Source organism: Dokdonia sp. Asnod2-E02, assembly GCF_045063915.1.
GTDB lineage: Bacteria > Bacteroidota > Bacteroidia > Flavobacteriales > Flavobacteriaceae > Dokdonia.
In genome coordinates this window covers 2,633,133-2,653,888 of sequence record NZ_JBEFNX010000005.1, presented here as the reverse complement: position 1 = coordinate 2,653,888, position 20,756 = coordinate 2,633,133, and the positions used below count along the sequence as shown (strand labels likewise).

Annotated in this window: 17 protein-coding genes and 5 tRNA genes; all 22 read right to left on the bottom strand. The window is 38.3% G+C overall.

Features of this window, described 5'->3' with window-relative positions; translation table 11 throughout:
- Positions 1 to 232 precede the first annotated feature (232 nt).
- Positions 233 to 4,534 carry a DNA-directed RNA polymerase subunit beta' gene (gene rpoC, locus ACJJVM_RS12125; protein ID WP_298347901.1) on the bottom strand — a complete coding sequence of 1,434 codons (4,302 nt, stop codon included), beginning with the start codon at positions 4,532 to 4,534 and terminating at the stop codon, positions 233 to 235.
- A 96-nt stretch (positions 4,535 to 4,630) separates the two neighbouring features.
- Entirely contained in the window at positions 4,631 to 8,452 is a 3,822-nt protein-coding gene (gene rpoB, locus ACJJVM_RS12120) for a DNA-directed RNA polymerase subunit beta (RefSeq protein ID WP_021778474.1), read from the bottom strand.
- A 194-nt stretch (positions 8,453 to 8,646) separates the two neighbouring features.
- The gene (gene rplL, locus ACJJVM_RS12115) at positions 8,647 to 9,021 is read right to left on the bottom strand and encodes a 50S ribosomal protein L7/L12 (RefSeq protein ID WP_021778473.1); all 375 of its coding nucleotides are present in this window, start codon (positions 9,019 to 9,021) and stop codon (positions 8,647 to 8,649) included.
- Positions 9,022 to 9,077: 56 nt separating this feature from the next.
- On the bottom strand, positions 9,078 to 9,599 hold the full coding sequence (gene rplJ, locus ACJJVM_RS12110) for a 50S ribosomal protein L10 (protein WP_021778472.1): 522 nt from the start codon (positions 9,597 to 9,599) through the stop codon (positions 9,078 to 9,080).
- Positions 9,600 to 9,614: 15 nt separating this feature from the next.
- Positions 9,615 to 10,313: a 50S ribosomal protein L1 gene (gene rplA, locus ACJJVM_RS12105; protein ID WP_298347900.1), complete on the bottom strand. Its 699-nt coding sequence runs from the start codon at positions 10,311 to 10,313 to the stop codon at positions 9,615 to 9,617.
- 21 nt (positions 10,314 to 10,334) lie between these two features.
- On the bottom strand, positions 10,335 to 10,775 hold the full coding sequence (gene rplK / locus ACJJVM_RS12100) for a 50S ribosomal protein L11 (RefSeq protein ID WP_021778470.1): 441 nt from the start codon (positions 10,773 to 10,775) through the stop codon (positions 10,335 to 10,337).
- An 82-nt stretch (positions 10,776 to 10,857) separates the two neighbouring features.
- On the bottom strand, positions 10,858 to 11,412 hold the full coding sequence (nusG, locus tag ACJJVM_RS12095) for a transcription termination/antitermination protein NusG (RefSeq protein WP_021778469.1): 555 nt from the start codon (positions 11,410 to 11,412) through the stop codon (positions 10,858 to 10,860).
- A 10-nt stretch (positions 11,413 to 11,422) separates the two neighbouring features.
- Positions 11,423 to 11,626: a preprotein translocase subunit SecE gene (gene secE / locus ACJJVM_RS12090; protein ID WP_021778468.1), complete on the bottom strand. Its 204-nt coding sequence runs from the start codon at positions 11,624 to 11,626 to the stop codon at positions 11,423 to 11,425.
- Positions 11,627 to 11,728: 102 nt separating this feature from the next.
- A tRNA-Trp gene (locus ACJJVM_RS12085) sits at positions 11,729 to 11,801 on the bottom strand.
- A gap of 131 nt (positions 11,802 to 11,932) precedes the next feature.
- On the bottom strand, positions 11,933 to 13,120 hold the full coding sequence (gene tuf, locus ACJJVM_RS12080; protein ID WP_021778467.1) for an elongation factor Tu: 1,188 nt from the start codon (positions 13,118 to 13,120) through the stop codon (positions 11,933 to 11,935).
- A 117-nt stretch (positions 13,121 to 13,237) separates the two neighbouring features.
- Positions 13,238 to 13,309: transfer RNA gene (locus ACJJVM_RS12075), tRNA-Thr, on the bottom strand.
- Positions 13,310 to 13,358: 49 nt separating this feature from the next.
- Positions 13,359 to 13,431: transfer RNA gene (locus ACJJVM_RS12070), tRNA-Gly, on the bottom strand.
- A gap of 48 nt (positions 13,432 to 13,479) precedes the next feature.
- Positions 13,480 to 13,561 (bottom strand) — tRNA-Tyr (locus ACJJVM_RS12065).
- 101 nt (positions 13,562 to 13,662) lie between these two features.
- A tRNA-Thr gene (locus tag ACJJVM_RS12060) sits at positions 13,663 to 13,736 on the bottom strand.
- 109 nt (positions 13,737 to 13,845) lie between these two features.
- Positions 13,846 to 14,151: an HPF/RaiA family ribosome-associated protein gene (locus ACJJVM_RS12055; RefSeq protein WP_298347898.1), complete on the bottom strand. Its 306-nt coding sequence runs from the start codon at positions 14,149 to 14,151 to the stop codon at positions 13,846 to 13,848.
- Positions 14,152 to 14,221: 70 nt separating this feature from the next.
- On the bottom strand, positions 14,222 to 15,112 hold the full coding sequence (locus ACJJVM_RS12050; RefSeq protein ID WP_405211813.1) for a tyrosine-type recombinase/integrase: 891 nt from the start codon (positions 15,110 to 15,112) through the stop codon (positions 14,222 to 14,224).
- A gap of 161 nt (positions 15,113 to 15,273) precedes the next feature.
- Complete coding sequence (gene rpsU, locus ACJJVM_RS12045; RefSeq protein ID WP_013749868.1) at positions 15,274 to 15,468, bottom strand: 30S ribosomal protein S21; 195 nt, start codon at positions 15,466 to 15,468, stop codon at positions 15,274 to 15,276.
- Between the two features lie 83 nt (positions 15,469 to 15,551).
- Positions 15,552 to 16,736, bottom strand: coding sequence for an acyl-CoA dehydrogenase family protein (locus ACJJVM_RS12040; RefSeq protein ID WP_405211812.1), 1,185 nt, complete (start codon positions 16,734 to 16,736; stop codon positions 15,552 to 15,554).
- A gap of 54 nt (positions 16,737 to 16,790) precedes the next feature.
- Positions 16,791 to 17,675: a ComEA family DNA-binding protein gene (locus ACJJVM_RS12035; protein WP_405211811.1), complete on the bottom strand. Its 885-nt coding sequence runs from the start codon at positions 17,673 to 17,675 to the stop codon at positions 16,791 to 16,793.
- A gap of 11 nt (positions 17,676 to 17,686) precedes the next feature.
- Complete coding sequence (locus ACJJVM_RS12030) at positions 17,687 to 19,372, bottom strand: sodium:alanine symporter family protein (RefSeq protein WP_298348790.1); 1,686 nt, start codon at positions 19,370 to 19,372, stop codon at positions 17,687 to 17,689.
- 97 nt (positions 19,373 to 19,469) lie between these two features.
- Complete coding sequence (locus ACJJVM_RS12025; RefSeq protein ID WP_299150691.1) at positions 19,470 to 20,489, bottom strand: TrkA family potassium uptake protein; 1,020 nt, start codon at positions 20,487 to 20,489, stop codon at positions 19,470 to 19,472.
- Positions 20,486 to 20,716, bottom strand: a complete 231-nt coding sequence (locus ACJJVM_RS12020) for a PspC domain-containing protein (protein ID WP_298347893.1) — start codon at positions 20,714 to 20,716, stop codon at positions 20,486 to 20,488. Before ACJJVM_RS12020 ends, ACJJVM_RS12025 begins: the two co-directional genes overlap by 4 nt.
- Positions 20,717 to 20,756 lie beyond the last annotated feature (40 nt).

Here is a 20,756-nt window from a genome sequence, read left to right as displayed (position 1 = left end):
GATTTGTAAATAATTAAAGGGGGTAAATGATATCTATACCTCACTTTGTATATGGTGAAGGTAAGGATTGGTGCGCTTTCGCGAAAGCGTAATAAACAACTTCATCCTCTCACACAAAATCATAACTACCGTGTATGTAAAAAATGTAGTGCATTTCTGAAATAAAAAAAATCCCGTTTGGCTCTAGCCAAACGGGATTATATATCTAACTGTTACGTTAGTACAATAAGTACTAGTTATAGTTTACTTCTTGCTTTTCTTGCATCATATTTGCTAGATCTTCCTTGCTACCTACAAGAATGTCATCATAACGACGCATACCTGTTCCAGCTGGAATCTTATGACCTACAATTACATTTTCTTTAAGACCTTCTAAGTAATCTATCTTACCGCTTACAGCAGCTTCGTTAAGTACTTTTGTTGTCTCTTGGAAAGATGCTGCAGAGATAAATGACTTAGTCTGTAGCGATGCTCTTGTAATACCTTGAAGGATAGGAGAAGCAGTAGCTGGTTGTACATCACGTGCAGTTACTTGATTCTTATCTTCTCTTCTTAGTAAAGAATTTTCATCACGAAGTTCACGTGGAGTTACTAGCTGTCCTGGTTTCAGGTTTTCAGATTCTCCTGCATCTTCTACGACTTTCATTCCGTACATAGCATCATTCTCTTCGATAAAGTCTGCTTTGTGAATAAGCTGGTTCTCTAAGAAGATAGTATCACCCGGATCTTGTATACGTACTTTACGCATCATCTGGCGTACTACAACCTCAAAGTGCTTATCGTTAATCTTCACCCCTTGTAGACGATATACTTCTTGTACTTCGTTAACAAGGTACTGCTGTACTGCAGATGGGCCTTTGATATTTAATATATCATTAGGCGTTACAGAACCATCAGAAAGTGGCATACCTGCTCTTACATAATCATTTTCTTGTACAAGAATCTGGTTAGATAATTTTACTAGGTACTTCTTAACTTCACCAAGTTTTGACTCTACGATAATCTCACGATTACCACGCTTTATTTTTCCGAAAGATACTACACCGTCTATCTCAGACACTACTGCTGGGTTAGATGGGTTACGTGCTTCAAATAATTCTGTTACACGTGGTAGACCTCCTGTAATATCTCCAGCCTTTGCAGACCTACGAGGTATTTTTACAAGAATTTTTCCTTCTTTAATCTTATCTCCATCATCTATCATAAGGTGAGCTCCTACTGGTAAGTTGTAAGAGCGTAGCGCGTTTCCTTTGCTATCCTCAATGATTAATGTTGGTATTTTCTTCTTATCTCTAGATTCAGAAATTACTTTTTCTTGGAAACCTGTTTGCTCATCTGTCTCTACACGGTACGTTATACCTTGCTCAATAGACTCAAACTTAATTTTTCCAGCAAATTCTGAAATCACAACTCCGTTAAATGGATCCCACTTACAGATTACCTCTCCAGCTTTCACCTTATCACCAGACTTGGCAAATATTTGTGAACCGTAAGGAATTGTATTTGTACTAAGTGTGATACCCGTCTTAGGATCTGAAACTTTTGCTTCAGAAGTACGAGAGATTACGATTTCTGCAGGGTTACCTTCATTATCTTCTCCCATTACTGTCTTAAGATCTTCTATCTCCAGTTTACCATCAAACTTAGCTGTTACGCTAGAGTCTTCAGATACACCTCCTGCAACCCCTCCTACGTGGAAGGTACGAAGTGTAAGCTGTGTTCCTGGTTCTCCAATAGACTGTGCTGCAACTACTCCTACTGCCTCACCCATTTGTACCGTTTTATTAGTAGCTAGGTTACGACCGTAACATTTTACACAAATACCTTTCTTAGCCTCACAAGTAAGCGCAGAACGTACTTCTACAGTTTCTATTGGTGCAGCGCCTATAAGCTCTGCGATATCTTCATCTATCTCAACACCAGCCTCAACGATTACCTCGTTAGTAAGCGGGTTTATAACATCATTAAGAGATGTACGACCTACGATACGAGCACTTAGAGATTCTATCACCTCTTCGTTTTTCTTTAACGCAGCTACTTCTACTCCTCTTAACGTACCACAATCTGTACTGTTTATGATTACATCTTGAGATACATCTACTAGACGACGTGTTAAGTAACCTGCATCTGCCGTTTTAAGAGCGGTATCTGCAAGACCTTTACGTGCACCGTGCGTAGAGATAAAGTACTCAAGAATTGAAAGACCTTCCTTAAAGTTAGAAAGAATCGGGTTTTCAATAATAGCCCCACCTCCATCGTTAGATTTCTTAGGTTTTGCCATAAGGCCACGCATACCTGTAAGCTGACGTATCTGCTCTTTAGATCCACGTGCTCCTGAGTCAAGCATCATATACACCGAGTTAAACCCTTGTTGATCCTCACGGATACGCTTCATAGAAAGCTCAGTAAGAGTCGCGTTTGTAGATGTCCACACATCAATAACTTGGTTATAACGCTCTGTATTAGTAATAAGACCCATATTATAAGATCCTGTAATACCTTCTACCTGCTCGTTTGCTTCGTCTATCATACCGTGCTTTTCTGCTGGTATAATGATATCTCCTAGTGAGAATGATAATCCTCCACGGAATGCAAATCCATATCCCATAGTCTTAATACGGTCAAGGAAAGCTGCAGTAACTGGTACACTTGTAACCTTAAGAATACCACCTATAATATCACGAAGTGACTTTTTAGTCAATACTTCGTTAATATATCCAGCTTCTTCTGGTACAGCCTCATTAAATAGCACACGACCTACAGTCGTCTCCATTACTTTGTATACAAGCTCTTTGTTTTCATTAAAATCCTTAGCACGTATTTTAATGATAGCATTAATGTCTACACGCTTCTCATTGTAGGCAATGTTTACCTCTTCTGCAGAGTAGAAAGTGATTCCTTCTCCTTTTACGTGAAACTCTGGAGTCGATTTTCTGGCCTTTGTCATATAGTAAAGACCTAATACCATATCCTGAGAAGGTACTGCTACTGGAGCACCATTTGCAGGGTTCAAGATATTGTGAGAAGCAAGCATTAATAACTGTGCTTCAAGTATCGCCTCTGGCCCAAGTGGTAAGTGTACTGCCATCTGGTCACCGTCAAAATCGGCGTTAAATGCTGTACACACAAGTGGGTGTAATTGTATCGCTTTACCTTCAATAAGCTTAGGCTGGAATGCCTGTATACCTAGACGGTGAAGCGTAGGAGCACGGTTAAGGAGGATAGGGTGTCCTTTAAGAACGTTCTCTAATATATCCCAAACTACTGGCTCTTTTTTGTCTATTATTTTCTTTGCAGATTTTACAGTCTTTACAATACCACGCTCTATAAGCTTACGTATTACAAAAGGCTTGTAAAGCTCTGCTGCCATTCCCTTAGGAATACCACATTCAAATAACTTTAATTCTGGTCCTACAACAATTACAGAACGTGCTGAGTAATCTACACGCTTACCAAGTAAGTTCTGACGGAAACGTCCTTGCTTACCTTTTAAAGAATCAGAAAGAGACTTTAATGGTCTGTTAGAATCTGTTTTTACTGCAGAAGATTTACGCGTGTTATCAAAAAGTGAATCTACAGATTCCTGTAGCATACGCTTCTCATTACGTAAGATTACCTCTGGCGCTTTGATTTCCATCAATCGCTTAAGACGGTTGTTACGTATAATTACACGACGGTAAAGATCATTAAGGTCTGATGTTGCAAAACGACCCCCATCTAGTGGTACTAGTGGACGTAATTCTGGTGGAATTACTGGTACAACCTTCATAATCATCCATTCTGGAAGATTCTCACGGTTTTTATTTGCATCACGTAGTGCCTCTACAACTTGAAGACGTTTAAGTGCCTCCGTTTTACGTTGCTTAGACGTCTCGTTATTTGCCTTGTGACGTAACTCATAAGAAAGCTCGTTAAGATCTATTCTTCTTAAAAGTTCGATCAAACATTCAGCACCCATTTTGGCGATAAATTTGTTTGGATCTTCATCATCAAGGTATAGGTTTTCTTGCGGTAAACTGTCAAGTATGTTTAAGTACTCTTCTTCCGTAAGGAAATCCATTTTATTAAGGTCTTCACCCTCTTCATTCTTTGCTATACCTGGTTGTATAACCACGTAGCGCTCGTAATAAATGATCATATCTAATTTCTTAGATGGTAGACCAAGTAAATACCCTATTTTATTAGGTAAAGATCTAAAGTACCAGATGTGAGCCACAGGAACCACAAGGTTAATGTGTCCTACACGATCACGACGTACTTTCTTCTCTGTCACCTCTACACCACAACGGTCACAAACGATCCCTTTGTAGCGTATTCTTTTATATTTACCACAAGCACACTCATAATCCTTTACGGGACCAAAAATACGCTCACAGAACAACCCATCACGCTCTGGCTTGTGCGTTCTGTAGTTGATTGTTTCCGGCTTTAAAACTTCTCCTCTTGATGCCCCTAGAATAGATTCTGGAGACGCAAGACCAATAGAGATAGCGTTAAACTTCGGCTGTTGTACATTGTCATTATTTCTTGCCATAATTCTGTGTATGTCGAATTAATTATTGTTGTGAATGGTTATTGTTACGCTTTCGCGAAAGCGGAATCCCGAGAGACTCCACTTTCCAAAAACCATTTACTTTTCTTCTAGACGAATGTCTAGTCCCAGTCCTTTAAGCTCGTGCATTAATACGTTGAAAGATTCAGGAAGACCTGGCTCTGGCATAGGCTCTCCTTTTACAATACTTTCATACGTCTTAGCACGACCAATCACGTCATCAGATTTTACAGTAAGGATCTCACGCAATGTTGCCGAAGCTCCATATGCCTCAAGAGCCCATACCTCCATCTCACCAAAACGTTGCCCTCCAAACTGCGCCTTACCTCCAAGAGGTTGTTGCGTAATAAGAGAGTACGGCCCGATAGAACGCGCGTGCATCTTGTCGTCTACCATATGCCCTAGTTTAAGCATATAGATAACTCCTACCGTTGCTGGTTGATCAAAACGATCTCCAGTACCTCCGTCATATAAATATGTATGACCAAAGCGTGGTATACCTGCCTCGTCTGTAAGTGCGTTAATCTGATCTAGTGTTGCTCCATCAAAAATAGGCGTCGCATATGTTCTTCCTAATTTTTGACCTGCCCATCCTAACACGGTCTCATAAATCTGACCAATGTTCATACGTGATGGTACACCTAGTGGGTTAAGAACGATGTCTACAGGAGTTCCATCCTCAAGGAATGGCATATCCTCTTGACGTACGATACGTGCAACGATACCTTTGTTACCGTGACGTCCCGCCATCTTATCTCCTACTTTAAGCTTACGTTTTTTAGCAATATAAACCTTAGCAAGTTTGATGATACCAGCTGGTAGCTCATCTCCTACTGAGATTGTAAATTTCTCACGACGTAAGTTACCTTGTAGATCGTTTTCTTTAATCTTATAGTTGTGTAATAAGTCTGCAATAAGTGTATTAGTCTTATCATCTGTAGTCCAAGTACCTTGTGTAAGGTGCGTGTAATCTTCTACAGAGTTAAGCATCTTAAGTGTAAATTTCTTTCCTTTAGGAAGTACTTCTTCACCTAGATCATTCATTACACCTTGAGCAGTCTTACCATTTACAAGTTTGAATAATTTTTCAATTAATACCGCCTGTAAATCGTCAAACTTCACATCATACTTATCTTCAAGTACTGCGATGTCTTCTTTATCTTTTGCACGTTTACGCTTATCTTTTATCGCTCTAGCAAACAATTTCTTGTTTATAACTACACCGTGTAAAGATGGTGATGCTTTAAGGGAAGCATCTTTTACGTCTCCTGCTTTATCTCCAAATATTGCGCGCAGTAATTTTTCTTCTGGAGTAGGATCAGACTCTCCTTTTGGAGTAATCTTACCTATTAATATATCTCCAGGTTTTACTTCTGCACCTATACGGATCATTCCGTTCTCATCAAGGTCTTTTGTAGCCTCTTCAGAAACGTTAGGAATATCATTAGTGAGCTCTTCGTTACCTAACTTCGTATCACGTACATCAAGAGAGTACTCATCAATGTGTATAGAAGTAAAGATATCGTCACGTACAACTTTTTCTGATATTACAATCGCATCCTCAAAGTTATATCCCTTCCAAGGCATAAAGGCCACCTTCATATTACGTCCTAGTGCAAGCTCACCTTTCTCGGTAGCATACCCTTGACATAATACTTGACCACGCTCAACTCTATCTCCTACTTTTACAATAGGTTTAAGGTTGATATTTGTACCCTGGTTAGTCTTACGGAATTTAATAAGATTGTAAGATTTAGAATCCTCGTCAAAACTTACGAGACGCTCATCATCTGTACGATCATATTTTATAGTAATCATATTTGCGTCTACATACTCTACTGTACCTGCACCTTCTGCATTAATTAGTACTCTAGAATCTGTAGCTACTTGACGTTCCAGACCTGTTCCCACGATAGGCGCATCTGCCATAATAAGTGGTACTGCCTGGCGCATCATATTCGACCCCATCAGTGCACGGTTTGCATCATCGTGTTCCAAGAATGGAATAAGTGATGCAGAGATAGATGCAATCTGGTTAGGACTAACATCTGCATAATGTACTGTATCTGGATCTACTACTGGGAAATCACCTTCCATACGTGCAATTACTTTTTCTTCAGTAATTGTACCTTCATCATTCATAGGGTTGTTTGCTTGCGCTATTAACATCCCTTCTTCTTCCTCAGCACTTAAGTATTGTGGTTCTGATTTTAAATCTATCTTACCACCTTCAACCTTACGATATGGAGTCTCAATGAATCCCATATTATTCACCTTAGCATAAACAGCTAGTGAAGATATAAGACCAATGTTTGGTCCCTCTGGTGTTTCAATAGGACATAATCTACCGTAGTGTGTGTAGTGCACATCACGCACCTCAAATCCTGCACGCTCACGTGATAAACCTCCAGGCCCAAGTGCAGATAGACGACGCTTGTGCGTAATCTCAGCAAGTGGATTAGTTTGGTCCATAAACTGTGACAACTGGTTTGTACCAAAGAATGAATTAATTACAGAAGACAATGTCTTTGCATTAATCAAATCTATAGGAGTAAACACTTCGTTATCACGTACGTTCATACGCTCACGTATTGTACGAGCCATACGAGCAAGACCTACACCAAACTGGGCAGAAAGTTGCTCACCTACAGTACGTACACGACGGTTTGATAAGTGATCAATATCATCAATCTCTGCTTTTGCATTGATTAACTCAATTAGGTATTTTATAATGGTAATAATATCTAGCTTAGTAAGCACCTGCTTATCCATCTCGATATCAAGACCTAATTTCTTATTCATTCTATAACGACCTACTTCACCTAAGTTGTAACGTTGGTCTGAGAAGAATAACTTATCTATAATACCACGTGCAGTTTCCTCATCTGGCGGTTCTGCATTACGTAATTGTCTATAGATATGCTCAACAGCTTCTTTTTCAGAATTTGTTGGATCCTTCTGTAATGTATTATGGATAATCGCATAATCTGCCTGCTGATTATCTTCTTTGTGAAGTAATACAGTTTTTGCTCCAGCCTCAAGAATTTCTTCTACGTGCTCTTTTTCAAGAACTGTATCACGATCAAGTACTATCTCATTACGCTCGATAGATACTACTTCACCTGTATCTTCATCAACAAAATCCTCGTGCCAAGTGTTAAGAACACGTGCAGCAAGCTTGCGACCAAGATATTTTTTAAGCCCTGTTTTAGAAACTTTAACTTCCTCTGCAAGATCAAATATCTCAAGGATATCTTTATCTCTTTCAAAACCGATAGCACGGAAAAGTGTAGTAACAGGTAATTTCTTTTTACGATCGATATAAGCGTACATCACGCTATTAATATCTGTCGCAAATTCTATCCACGAACCTTTAAAAGGAATTACACGTGCAGAATATAATTTTGTTCCATTTGCGTGGAACGACTGTCCAAAGAATACCCCTGGAGAACGGTGTAATTGAGAAACAACAACACGCTCTGCGCCATTGATCACAAATGTTCCGCTAGGAGTCATATATGGGATTGTACCAAGATATACATCTTGTACGATTGTTTCAAAATCTTCGTGTTCCTCGTCTGTACAGTATAATTTTAGACGCGCTTTTAACGGCACACTATAAGTAAGTCCACGCTCTATACACTCTTGTATAGAATATCTAGGTGGATCAACAAAATAATCTAAAAACTCGAGTACAAAGTTGTTACGAGTATCTGTAATTGGGAAGTTCTCGAGAAAAGTATTGTAAAGACCCTCATCACCTCTCTCATCAGACTTTGTTTCCAGCTGGAAGAAATCTTGGAAAGACTTTACTTGAATATCCAAAAAGTCTGGATAATCAGGTCTATTCTTTACCGATGAGAAACTGATTCTTTCTCCTTGTTTTGCATCTTGCATCATCAACGAACGGAATTTGATTAGAACTAAACTTGCCCCTTAGCAAGTCTAAAAAGATTTTATATTAACGACCGAAATCAAGAAAAAGTCGAGTTACATAAAAAAGGTAACTACTTTATACGACAAATGGTTTAGACCAAATTGCGCCTTTGACAGACACAACTAGTCTAAACCTTTATCTATTTATTATGGTAAGCTTACTTAAGCTCAACTTCTGCACCAGCTTCTTCTAACTGAGCTTTAAGTGCTTCTGCCTCATCTTTAGCAACACCTTCCTTAACTGGAGATGGAGCACCATCTACTAATCCTTTAGCGTCTTTAAGACCTAATCCAGTTAATTCTTTTACAAGCTTAACTACAGCAAGCTTAGAAGCTCCAGCAGCCTTAAGGATTACGTCAAATTCTGACTTCTCCTCAGCAGCGTCTCCACCACCAGCTCCACCAGCAGCAACAGCTACAGCTGCAGCAGCAGGCTCAATACCATACTCATCTTTTAAAATAGTAGCTAACTCGTTTACTTCTTTTACTGTAAGGTTAACTAATTGTTCTGCGAATTCTTTTAAATCTGCCATTTTCTATCGTTTTTGAAAATTGTAATTGTTATATAATAAATAATAGTGCGTACTGCTTAACCTTCCTTCTCAGAAAGGGTTTTGATAATACCAGCAAGGGTTCCTCCACTTGACTTAAGAGCGCTAACAACGTTCTTAGCAGGCGATTGAAGTAATCCAATGATGTCTCCAATAAGTTCCTCTCTCGATTTGATATTTACCAGGTTATCTAGTTGATCATCTCCAACGTAGATAGCTTCTTCTATAAATGCTCCTTTTAATAAAGGCTTCTCAGATTTCTTACGAAACTCCTTAATTACCTTTGCCGGTGCATTTCCAGTCTCAGAAAACATAATTGCAGTGTTTCCTTTTAAAACTTCAGGAAGTTCTGCAAAATCTTTGTCTGATGCTTCCATTGCTTTTGCAAGCAATGTGTTCTTAACTACAGATAAACTTACTCCTGCCTTGAAACAAGCACGACGTAAATTTGAAGTCGTCCCAGCATCTAGTCCAGAAATATCAGTAAGGTATATGTGAGCGTTCTCTCCTAACTGCGTAGTTAAATCTTGAATTACTATTGATTTTTCTTCTCTTGTCATAATCTAAAATTTAAACTAGTCAGTAGCAAAACGCTTAGTATCAACCTCTACAGAAGGGCTCATTGTACTTGACATAAAAATACTTTTTATGTAAACACCCTTTGCAGTTGTAGGCTTAAGCTTTACTAATGTTGTTATTAATTCTCTTGCGTTACCAGCAATTTTTTCCGCATCAAAAGATGCCTTACCTACAGAGGCGTGGATGATACCAGTCTTATCAACTTTAAAGTCAATTTTACCAGCTTTTACATCAGAAACTGCTTTTGCAATATCCATAGTTACTGTACCTGTCTTTGGGTTAGGCATTAAACCACGTGGTCCTAAGACACGTCCTAAAGGCCCTAATTTACCCATTACACTAGGCATTGTGATTATAACGTCTACATCTGTCCAACCACCTTTGATTTTCTCAAGGTACTCATCAAGACCTACGTAGTCTGCTCCTGCTGCCTCAGCTTCTCCCGCTTTATCCGGAGTTACAAGAGCTAGCACTTTTACGTCTTTACCTGTTCCGTGAGGAAGAGTTACCACGCCACGCACCATCTGGTTTGCTTTACGAGGATCTACATTAAGACGTACAGCAATATCTACAGAAGGGTCAAAGTTTACGTTACTTACTTCTTTGATTAAAGCAGAAGCGTCAGCTAGATTGTAGGTTTGACCCGCTTCAATCTTAGACTGATTTTCTTTTTGCTTTTTTGTTAATTTTGCCATTATTGTTTTCTTTTTAAGCTGTTAAGCTGGTGCATCTCCACCTTTAACCGTTATACCCATTGAACGAGCTGTACCTGCTACCATTTTCATTGCACTTTCTACAGTGAATGCATTAAGGTCAGGCATTTTGTCCTCTGCAATTGCACGTACTTGATCCCAAGTAACTTTTGCAACCTTCTTACGGTTTGGTTCACCAGATCCACTCTTTACTTTAGCTGCTTCCAATAGTTGAACTGCCGCAGGAGGAGTCTTGATTACAAAATCAAAAGACTTATCCTTATATACAGTTATCGCAACAGGAAGTACTTTACCAGCTTTATCTTGAGTTCTAGCATTAAACTGCTTACAGAACTCCATAATATTTACGCCGGCAGCACCTAAAGCAGGTCCTACTGGTGGAGAAGGGTTTGCGGCACCTCCTCGTACTTGTAACTTTACAACCTTACTTACTTCTTTTGCCATTTCTAAAAATTTAAACTGATCTGTTCATAAAGTGGAAGCAATAGAACAAAATCCAAAATATATTAATGTAACAATTAATTTCTTATACCTTTTCAACCTGCATATAGCTAAGCTCTAATGGTGTTTTTCTTCCAAAAATTTTCACCATCACCTCAAGCTTACGCTTCTCTTCATTTACTTTTTCAACAGTTCCATTAAAACCATTAAAAGGACCATCTATAACCTTGATAGTCTCACCTATAGTAAATGGTATTGCAACGCTGTCTTGTTTTACAGCAAGCTCATCTACCTTACCTAGCATACGGTTTACCTCTGCCTTTCTTAACGGCACAGGATCACCACCTTTTACTTCTCCTAAAAATCCTATAACACCATTAATAGACTTAATGATGTGAGGTATTTCTCCAGCTAGATTTGCTTTAACCATTATGTAACCTGGGAAATAAACACGTTCTTTGTTTACTTTCTTACCGTTACGTATTTGAATAACCTTTTCTGTAGGCACTAAAACCTCCTCAATGTTATCTTCTAGACTTAATCGTGAAATTTCTTGCTCGATATACGCCTTAACTTTATTCTCTTGACCACTAACGGCCCTTACCACATACCACTGTTTGGTGCTGTTTGCTTTAGCCATATCGTCTTAATTAATTTGTTCCTACTATTTTATCAAAGTATAACTTAATTACATTGCTAAAAACAGTATCAACACCCCATATAGCTAAAGAAAATAATATCGAAAACACAGCTACTACAACCATAAGACGCTGAGCCTCTGGAAGTGGTGTCCACGTTACGTGATTTTTCAATTCGTTATATGATTCTTGAACGTAATTAATTAATCCAGCCATAATAGTTATATCGTTTTAGAAGTAGATAAGATATCTAATAATCTTCTAGTAAATTCCAAAATTCTAATGAGCAAGACACATTGTGTAAATACTCATAAATTGCACGGGTTGAGAGACTCGAACTCACGACACCTGGTTTTGGAGACCAGTGCTCTACCAACTGAGCTAAACCCGTATCCGTAGGACAAACCTACTTGAGATAAATTTTTACGCTTTCGCGAAAGCGCAATAACCCTCTCTTTAACAAAAGTCAAGGCGTTCTGAAAAAACAGAACACCTTTACTTTTATTTATTATCTAGATAAAATTAATCTAAAATCTCAGTAACCTGACCAGCTCCTACAGTTCTACCACCTTCACGTACTGCAAAACGAAGTCCGATGTTAAGTGCGATAGGCTGGATAAGCTCAACAGTAATAGTTAAGTTATCACCAGGCATTACCATCTCAATTCCATCAGGAAGACCGATGTTACCAGTTACGTCAGTTGTACGTACGTAAAACTGTGGACGGTAGTTATTGTGGAATGGAGTGTGACGTCCACCTTCTTCTTTCTTAAGGATATAAACCTCAGCTTTAAACTTAGCGTGTGGTGTTACAGATCCTGGCTTAACGATTACCATACCTCTAGAGATTTGAGACTTCTCAATACCTCTTAATAAGATACCAGCGTTATCTCCAGCCTCACCTCTATCAAGGATCTGACGGAACATCTCAATACCTGTAATAGTAGAAGTAAGTTTCTCAGCACCCATACCGATGATCTCAACAGGATCTCCAGTGTTTGCGATACCAGTTTCGATACGACCTGTAGCAACAGTTCCACGACCAGTAATAGAGAATACATCCTCGATAGGCATTAGGAAATCTTTTTCAGTCTCACGTAATGGCTCTTCGATCCAAGAATCAACAGCAGCCATAAGCTCTAATACTGTATCAACCCATTTTTGCTCACCGTTTAACGCTCCAAGTGCAGAACCAGCTACAACAGGACCATTATCTCCATCATACTCGTAGAAAGAAAGAAGATCTCTGATCTCCATCTCTACAAGCTCAAGAAGCTCCTCATCATCAACCATATCTACTTTATTCATAAATACAACGATACGTGGAATACCTACCTGACGACCAAGAAGGATGTGCTCACGAGTTTGTGGCATAGGACCATCTGTAGCAGCAACCACAAGAATAGCACCATCCATTTGAGCAGCACCAGTTACCATATTCTTTACGTAATCGGCGTGACCTGGACAGTCAACGTGTGCGTAGTGACGGTTTTCAGTCGCGTACTCAACGTGTGAAGAGTTAATTGTTATACCTCTTTCTTTTTCCTCAGGAGCATTATCAATTTGATCAAAAGCAGAAGCTTCTGAAAAACCAGCATCTGCCAATACTTTCGTAATCGCAGCAGTTAAAGTTGTTTTACCGTGATCTACGTGCCCGATAGTTCCAACATTTAAATGGGGTTTCGAACGATCATATGTTTCCTTTGCCATAATGTAATTATTTAATCTTAGTTATTATTAGTGTACTATTTACTAGTGATCGAGTCCCTTCTCATTTAAACACGAAAAGTGAGTGCGACCAGCACTCATTATTAATATTTTTTTTTGAGCCAACGACGGGAATTGAACCCGTGGCCTCTTCCTTACCAAGGAAACGCTCTACCCCTGAGCTACGTCGGCTGGTAAATTTTACGCTTTCGCGAAAGCTCAACACCTCAAAGGTATTTAGAGCGGGAGACCAGGTTCGAACTGGCGACATTCAGCTTGGAAGGCTGACGCTCTACCAACTGAGCTACTCCCGCATTTATAAACTCACTCTATATTACATATATAAAGTGAGATTAAAGGTGTGGGGAGAGCAGGATTCGAACCTGCGAAGTTAAAAACAACTGAGTTACAGTCAGTCCTCGTTGGCCGCTTGAGTATCTCCCCTATTTGTTATCAAATTTCAGTGCGCAAAACTAAGCAAATCTTTTTGATAATAAAACAATATTTTAAAGAACTTTTTAACTTTATTTTTAAGTTAAAAAAAGAGCCGATGGAGGGACTCGAACCCACGACCTGCTGATTACAAATCAGCTGCTCTAGCCAGCTGAGCTACATCGGCTTTTTACTCACTCACACTTCCCAAAAGAAGCATAAAAAAGTCCGCTATTTCTAACGGACTGCAAATGTAGGTAATTTTTATCCCTACCCAAACTTTTTTTGAAAAAAATTTACATCACACGCGATCTTATTTTTTCTTTTCTTTTTAAAAGTATCCTCTCCATAGACTGAACACACACATCTGTAGCCTCTTCGAAAGATTTTGCCATCTTTTTAACGATAAATTCATCACCTGGCACACTTACTAATAATTCTACAATTTTATTATTTGGTCTCTCGTTTGGCTCTAGTTTTAGATAAACATCGGTATGAATAATCTTATCATAAAAATGTTCCAATTTTCCGACTTTCTTCTTTATAAAATCAGTGAGTTTGACATCTGCATCAAACTTTGGGGCTTCTACAGTTACTTTCATAAGAATATGGTTTAATTGGTTACAACATAAAGCACTCTCATAGCGCTCTATTTACTAAAACGTTCCCTCACTACTTTTTAGTACGAGGATGTGCCTTAGAGTACACGTCTTTTAATGCCTTTATACTATTATGAGTATACACCTGAGTAGAGGCTAGACTGGCGTGACCTAAAAGCTCTTTCACAACGTTTAAATCTGCTCCTTGATTAAGTAAGTGAGTTGCAAATGAATGTCTCAATATATGCGGGCTCGTCTTAAACTTATCTGAAGCCTCACTAAAGTAACGATTTATAACTCTGTAAACAAGGGTGCTATACACTTTTAACCCTTTTACAGTTACAATTAAAGGCTCTGCACTCCCCTCTCCAGCTATACGAGACCTCTCTATTAAATACCTATCAAGAGTACTTATCACTCCTGGAAGAAGGGGAATGAGACGTTCTTTGTTGCGCTTACCTAGTACTTTTAATGTTTTTTGAGAAAAATCTACACTACCTAATGTTAAGTCTATAAGCTCTGCTCTTCTCATCCCAGTACCATACAACAATTCAACCATAAGAAGATCTCGCAAAGAGACAAAATCTTGTGTCTCTCGCAAATCTTGTAATACGAGACCCACCTCCTTTTCTGAAAATGGAATCTGTACACGCTTAGAGACCTTAAGAGATTTGTGTTTCACCAGAGGCGATATAGCCACATCCCCCACTTTGAGCAAAAATTTATAGTAAGCCTTGAGAGATGACACCTTTCTATTTACACTCTGGTTAGAGACTCCAGCATCTACTAAAGAAACGATCCACGCTCTTATTTGCGCATACGCAACAGCAATAGGATCATCTTCCTCATAATTCTCCTTTAAAAAAACAAAAAAAGCAGTCACATCCTTCTCATAAGCCAGCACTGTATGCTTACTATAATTCTTCTCAAGGTTGAGATACTCTAAGAAAGGATTGAGGGACATTACAACTATATATTTAAAAGTAATAACTTATTCTAGACAACAAAAAAAACCGTTGCACTGTAAAGATACACTTTACAACACAACGGTTATATATGGTTGAGAGAGGATTAGTCTCCCTGTTAATCCAGATCACGATATACGTGACGACGGATTAATGAATATTAGATATTCTCTGCATCTCTCATTCCTTGAATGTATGATGCTTTTTGAATCTCACGTCTTCTTACTACAGAAGGCTTTGTAAACTGCTTGCGCTCTCTAAGATTACGCATAGTCTTTGTGCGATCAAATTTACGCTTAAAACGTTTAAGCGCTCTATCTATATTTTCTCCGTCTTTTACTGGTATAATTAACATAGTGGGACCTCCTTTCTTTAAATTCTTATTCGGTTTTCAGACTGCAAAGATACGCTTAAAAAACAATCCCGCAACAGTAACCTTTATTTTTTTGAAATTTCTTCAGTTTTAGGCTTGTAAGTCTTCTTGTCGATAACCATTTTTGCAATGATTTCTCGTAAGATTTCAGATGTTCCTCCACCTATTGGACCTAGGCGACTATCACGTAACATACGTGCTAGCGGGTATTCTTCCATATAACCGTAACCTCCTAACATCTGTAAACAATCATAAATTACCTCATCTGCAATTTTTGTTGCTGTAAGCTTAGACATCGTCGCTTCTTTTACAACATACTCGCCATTACCTAGACGATGAGCCACTGTATAATTAAAAGCTTTAGACATCTCCACCTCTGCAGTACGCTCTGCTAGCTTGTGACGTAATGCCTGAAACTTATCTATTGTAACTCCAAAAGCGGTACGCTCTTTCATATAACCTAACGCATACTCTATAGCATACTCAGCTCTAGCGTGTGCATTAATACCCATAATTAAACGTTCTGATGCAAAGTGCTGCATTATGTACCCAAAACCAGCATTCTCCTCCCCCATTAGATTTTCGGCAGGAACTTTTACATTATCAAAAGAAATCTCACCAGTATCTGATGCTCTCCAACCTAGTTTATCAAGTTTTGTAGCATTAATACCAGGCATATCTCTATCTAAAAGGAATATACTCATACCCTTCCCTCCTAGTTCTGGTGCCGTCTTTGCAGCAACCACTAGATAGTCTGAGTAAACACCATTTGTAATAAAGGTTTTTGATCCATTTATAATGTAGTGATCACCTTCTTTTACAGCTGTTGTGCGCATACCAGCCACATCACTTCCCCCAAAAGGTTCTGTAATACACAAGCACCCTATTTTATCACCAGCGATACTAGGCGCAAGATATTCAGATTTTATTCTAGTATCGCCCTCTGCATTGAGGTGTGTCATTGCTAGATAAGCGTGCGCCCATATAGCAGCTGCAAATCCACCACTATTAATTTTCTGTAACTCTTCTAGTAGTATTACAGTATAAAAGAAATCAAGGTTCATCCCTCCATACTCTTCTGGATAAGCAATCCCGAAGAATCCCATATCTCCAAATTTCTTCCAGATAAAACGTTCTATCTGTCCAGTTTCCTCCCATTTATCAAGGTGTGGGACTACTTCCTTTTGAAGAAAATCTTTTAAGCTTTCGCGAAAGAGGTTATGTTCCTCTGTAATATATATATCTGTCATATTCTTATTTTTATCCCTGCTTACTGAAGATATCGCAGGTAATCATAGCACATTTTAATTTATTTGTAAATATAACGCTATTATGTCATATTTGAAGTCTGTCATACCCTCCAAATCTTTCAATTCTTCTAGTGAGTTAATTCCCTCTCTAAGCGTACGATAGTCTACTATTTCTTTTGCCAAATCAAAATTAAGCAATGGAACGGTAGAAAGGTCTGATGCTGTCGCGGTATTTACGTTTACAAAACGTATTTCTGGTTTGTTTTTTACCGTATAATGATTAAGCACAAGTCTCTTTATAGATTTATCTACACCATAGACACTGTAAATCTGAAAATCTACTTGATAACCTCCCACCTTATCACGGTGTCGTATAATAGCAGTAGCAGCATTTTCATCTACGCCCTCTATTGCGAGTAAATCTTCATAAGTTATGCTATTGAGCATTCCTTTCTCTTCGGCGGTTTTCCACTTCTTCTTATAATTATTTTTCTTTTGTGGATTCTTGCGTTGCTCTAGCAACCATTTTGGCCATTTAAAATAAGGAGATATTTGCGCCAGTAGTGAGTCTGATACTTTTGAGACTTGCTGAAACTCTACTGCAGAGTTAAACCATTTTCCGCTTTCGCGAAAGCGTACTACTCTATCTATCTCTTCTGTACTCATCCCGAGTTTATACCCATTATAATCTGTAAGTAATGTAGGGTTAAAAGGATAAATTTTAGGCTTTCTTCTTTCTAGATCAATCGCTTTAAGTGAGTCTATTTCTTTTTGAAAAGCAAGCACACGAGCATCTTCTTGCAGTGGCGATACGGGTGAATCTGTAAGATTTTTACTAACAGCAATAACTCCTAGACACGCAAGACAAAGTATGGCAAAAAATAAAATCCCATTTCGCTTACGTCTGTCGTAAACAAAATGGGATTTAAATAGTCTCATTTTATATGATCTTAGTCTATAGCTTGCTCCTTAAGCTTTATAGCATCAAGGTATCTTTTAAGCTGCTTTTTCACCACTGGGAATAAGAAGAAAAGACCTACCATATTAGGAAATACCATTGCAAATATCATTGCATCTGAGAATGCCCAGATTGAATTCATACTTGCAGAAGCTCCTACGACAACGAAAGTTAAGAATAACATCTTATATACAAGATCTGCTACTTTACCACGCCCGAAAAGGAATTTCCAAGACTGTAACCCGTAGTAAGACCAAGAAATCATAGTTGATACTGCAAATAGTACAACTGCTATCGTTAAGAACACGTTAGAGTAAGGAATGTACTCTGCAAAAGCCTTTGATGTAATACCTGCTCCCTCAAAAGATTCTCCACCTATTAATACTGCTCCAGAACCATCACCACCGTACTCAAAGAATCCTCCAAAGTTGAAAATGATAATTACTAATGCAGTCATAGAACAGATAAGTACTGTATCAATAAACGGCTCTAGTAATGCTACTAGACCTTCACTTGCAGAGTATTTTGTACGTACTGCAGAGTGTGCAATAGATGCAGAACCTGCACCAGCCTCATTTGAAAAGGCTGCTCTTTTAAATCCAACTAGTAGTACTCCTATAAATCCACCTACACCGATTGCTGTAGGGTTAAATGCTTCTTGCACAATAAGTGCTACTGCGTCATCTATAAGACTAAAGTTACTTAGTATGATATATAAACAAGCAAGTACATACATAATTGCCATAAATGGCACTACCTTCTCAGTTACCTGAGCAATACGTTTTATACCACCTATGATGATAATACCTACTATAATCGCAAGAACAATACCTACTATAAAACCAGAGGCTGCACTTGTCATATTAAACATTTCTTTAAGTACAATAGTTGCTTGGTTAGATTGTGCAGCGTTACCTCCACCAAAAGATCCACCTATACAGAAGATTGCAAAGATTACAGCTGCTACTTTACCTAGTGTTGCAAATCCTTTTGCTTTAAGTCCTTTAGTAAGGTAATACATAGGCCCTCCATATACGGTACCATCCTCACCTACATCTCTGTATTGCACACCTAGGGTACACTCTACAAATTTTGTAGACATCCCCAGTAAACCACAAACTATCATCCAGAATGTTGCACCTGGTCCTCCTAATGCGATTGCTAGTGCAACCCCTGCAATGTTACCATTACCTACGGTTCCAGAAACTGCTGTTGCCAGTGCTTGAAAGTGTGAAACTTCACCATCTGAACTTTCATCACGTATCGTGTCTACAATGTCGCCATCTATAGCGAGGTCATCATCTATCTTTTCAATATGATCTTCAATATCTACTTTAGTAAGATCTTGCCCTTGAGCGATACCATCTTCACCATAAAGCTCTGCAGCCCCGTGCTTCTCAATATCCTCATATTTACCACGTACTGTTTGAATAGCTCTCCAGAAAAATCTAATGTTTGGAAAACCAAAGTAAATTGTAAAAAATGCAGCACTTGCTACAAGTAATATAAGTACAAACGGTGTACCTGCTACTTCAAAAAATACGATAGCAGAAAAGAAATCTGAAACAGGCTGGAATGCTTGATCAATTTTTTGATCAATTCCTACTTCTTGATTGTTTTGTGCAAATGAAATTAATGGAATAAATGCTGATAAAATGAATAGAAGATATTTCTTCATCATATGTATGTGTTTGGTTATAATAAAAATTCAGCTAGCAATATCTAAAAAAATGCCCCTTATTCAAAGGAAAGTATCTTAAAATCCTACACATTTACTAAATACCGAAAGTAGCGTGTAGTTTTTTGATTTGTTCAGGTCTTCCTATAACGATGAGTTTAGACTCTTTTTCTATTCTCATATCTGCCTCAGGGTTAACTATGTACTTACCAGATGGAGACCTATATCCTATAATAGTACACCCAGTTCTGTAACGTAAGTTAATTTCTTTAATAGTAGCTTCTTTACCATCTAGACATACCTGGCTAAAACCTATTTCCTCTACATTAATACTATCCTCCTCTCCCACTACAGATAAGTTGTCTAAAAATTCAATAAGATCTGGAACAACCACAAGAGATGCCATATGGTCTCCACCTATGCGATCTGGCATAATCACATTATCTGCGCCAGCAAGTTTGAGTTTTTTTTGTGAAGTTTCTGCCGTGGCTCTACTTATAATTTTTAATGTACTGTTAAGCTGCCTTGCACTTAAAACAATAAAGAGATTATCTGCATCTTCTGGAAGCGCACATAGTAAAGCAGATGCTCTATCTATACCGGCTTTTTCCAGTGTCTCATCTTCATTTGCATTACCATTTACAAAGTGAATATTTGTATCAGACTCATACTTCTCTATGATATCTGTGTCCATCTCAATCACAACAAATTGCTTATTATAAGCCATTAATTTTTGCACAGCCTCTTGACCATTACGACCATAACCACACACTATAATGTGATCATTCATTTTATCTATTTCCTGTTGCACCTTTCTATGTATTAAATCATTGTACGAGCTCCTACTCAATATATATTCTGAAATTACCGTAATGGCAAAACCAACTATAACCACACTAAGGAGGATGAGTATTATTGTAAAAATTTTTGCTTCTGGGGTGAGCGGCACTACTTCACCAAAACCAACCGTGGTAATGGTTATGACCGTCATATACATAGCATCTACCCAAGTATAATCTGCAATAAATCTATACCCTACAACACCTATAAAAAGGGTAATTACAAGAAGTATAACAGCTAGATAAATCTTATGTTTAAATAGAGAGAATAGTCTCATAGATCAAAAACAGAAGTTCGTTTTGTATAAATGAGATCCTTTAATTTAAGCCAGAAAGCTACAGTCAAGTACAAGGCAAAACCAACACCTAGGGTTGCAAATGAGACGTAGATAAAAAACAAACGCACATTCTTTGCTCGCATTCCTAGTCTATCTGCCAGTCTAGATGACACGTAAAAACCACGTTTTTCAAAATAGTGTCGTATGTTGTAAACAAATTTTAGCATCGTGATATTTTCAAAAACTATAGTAACTAAAAGTGGATGT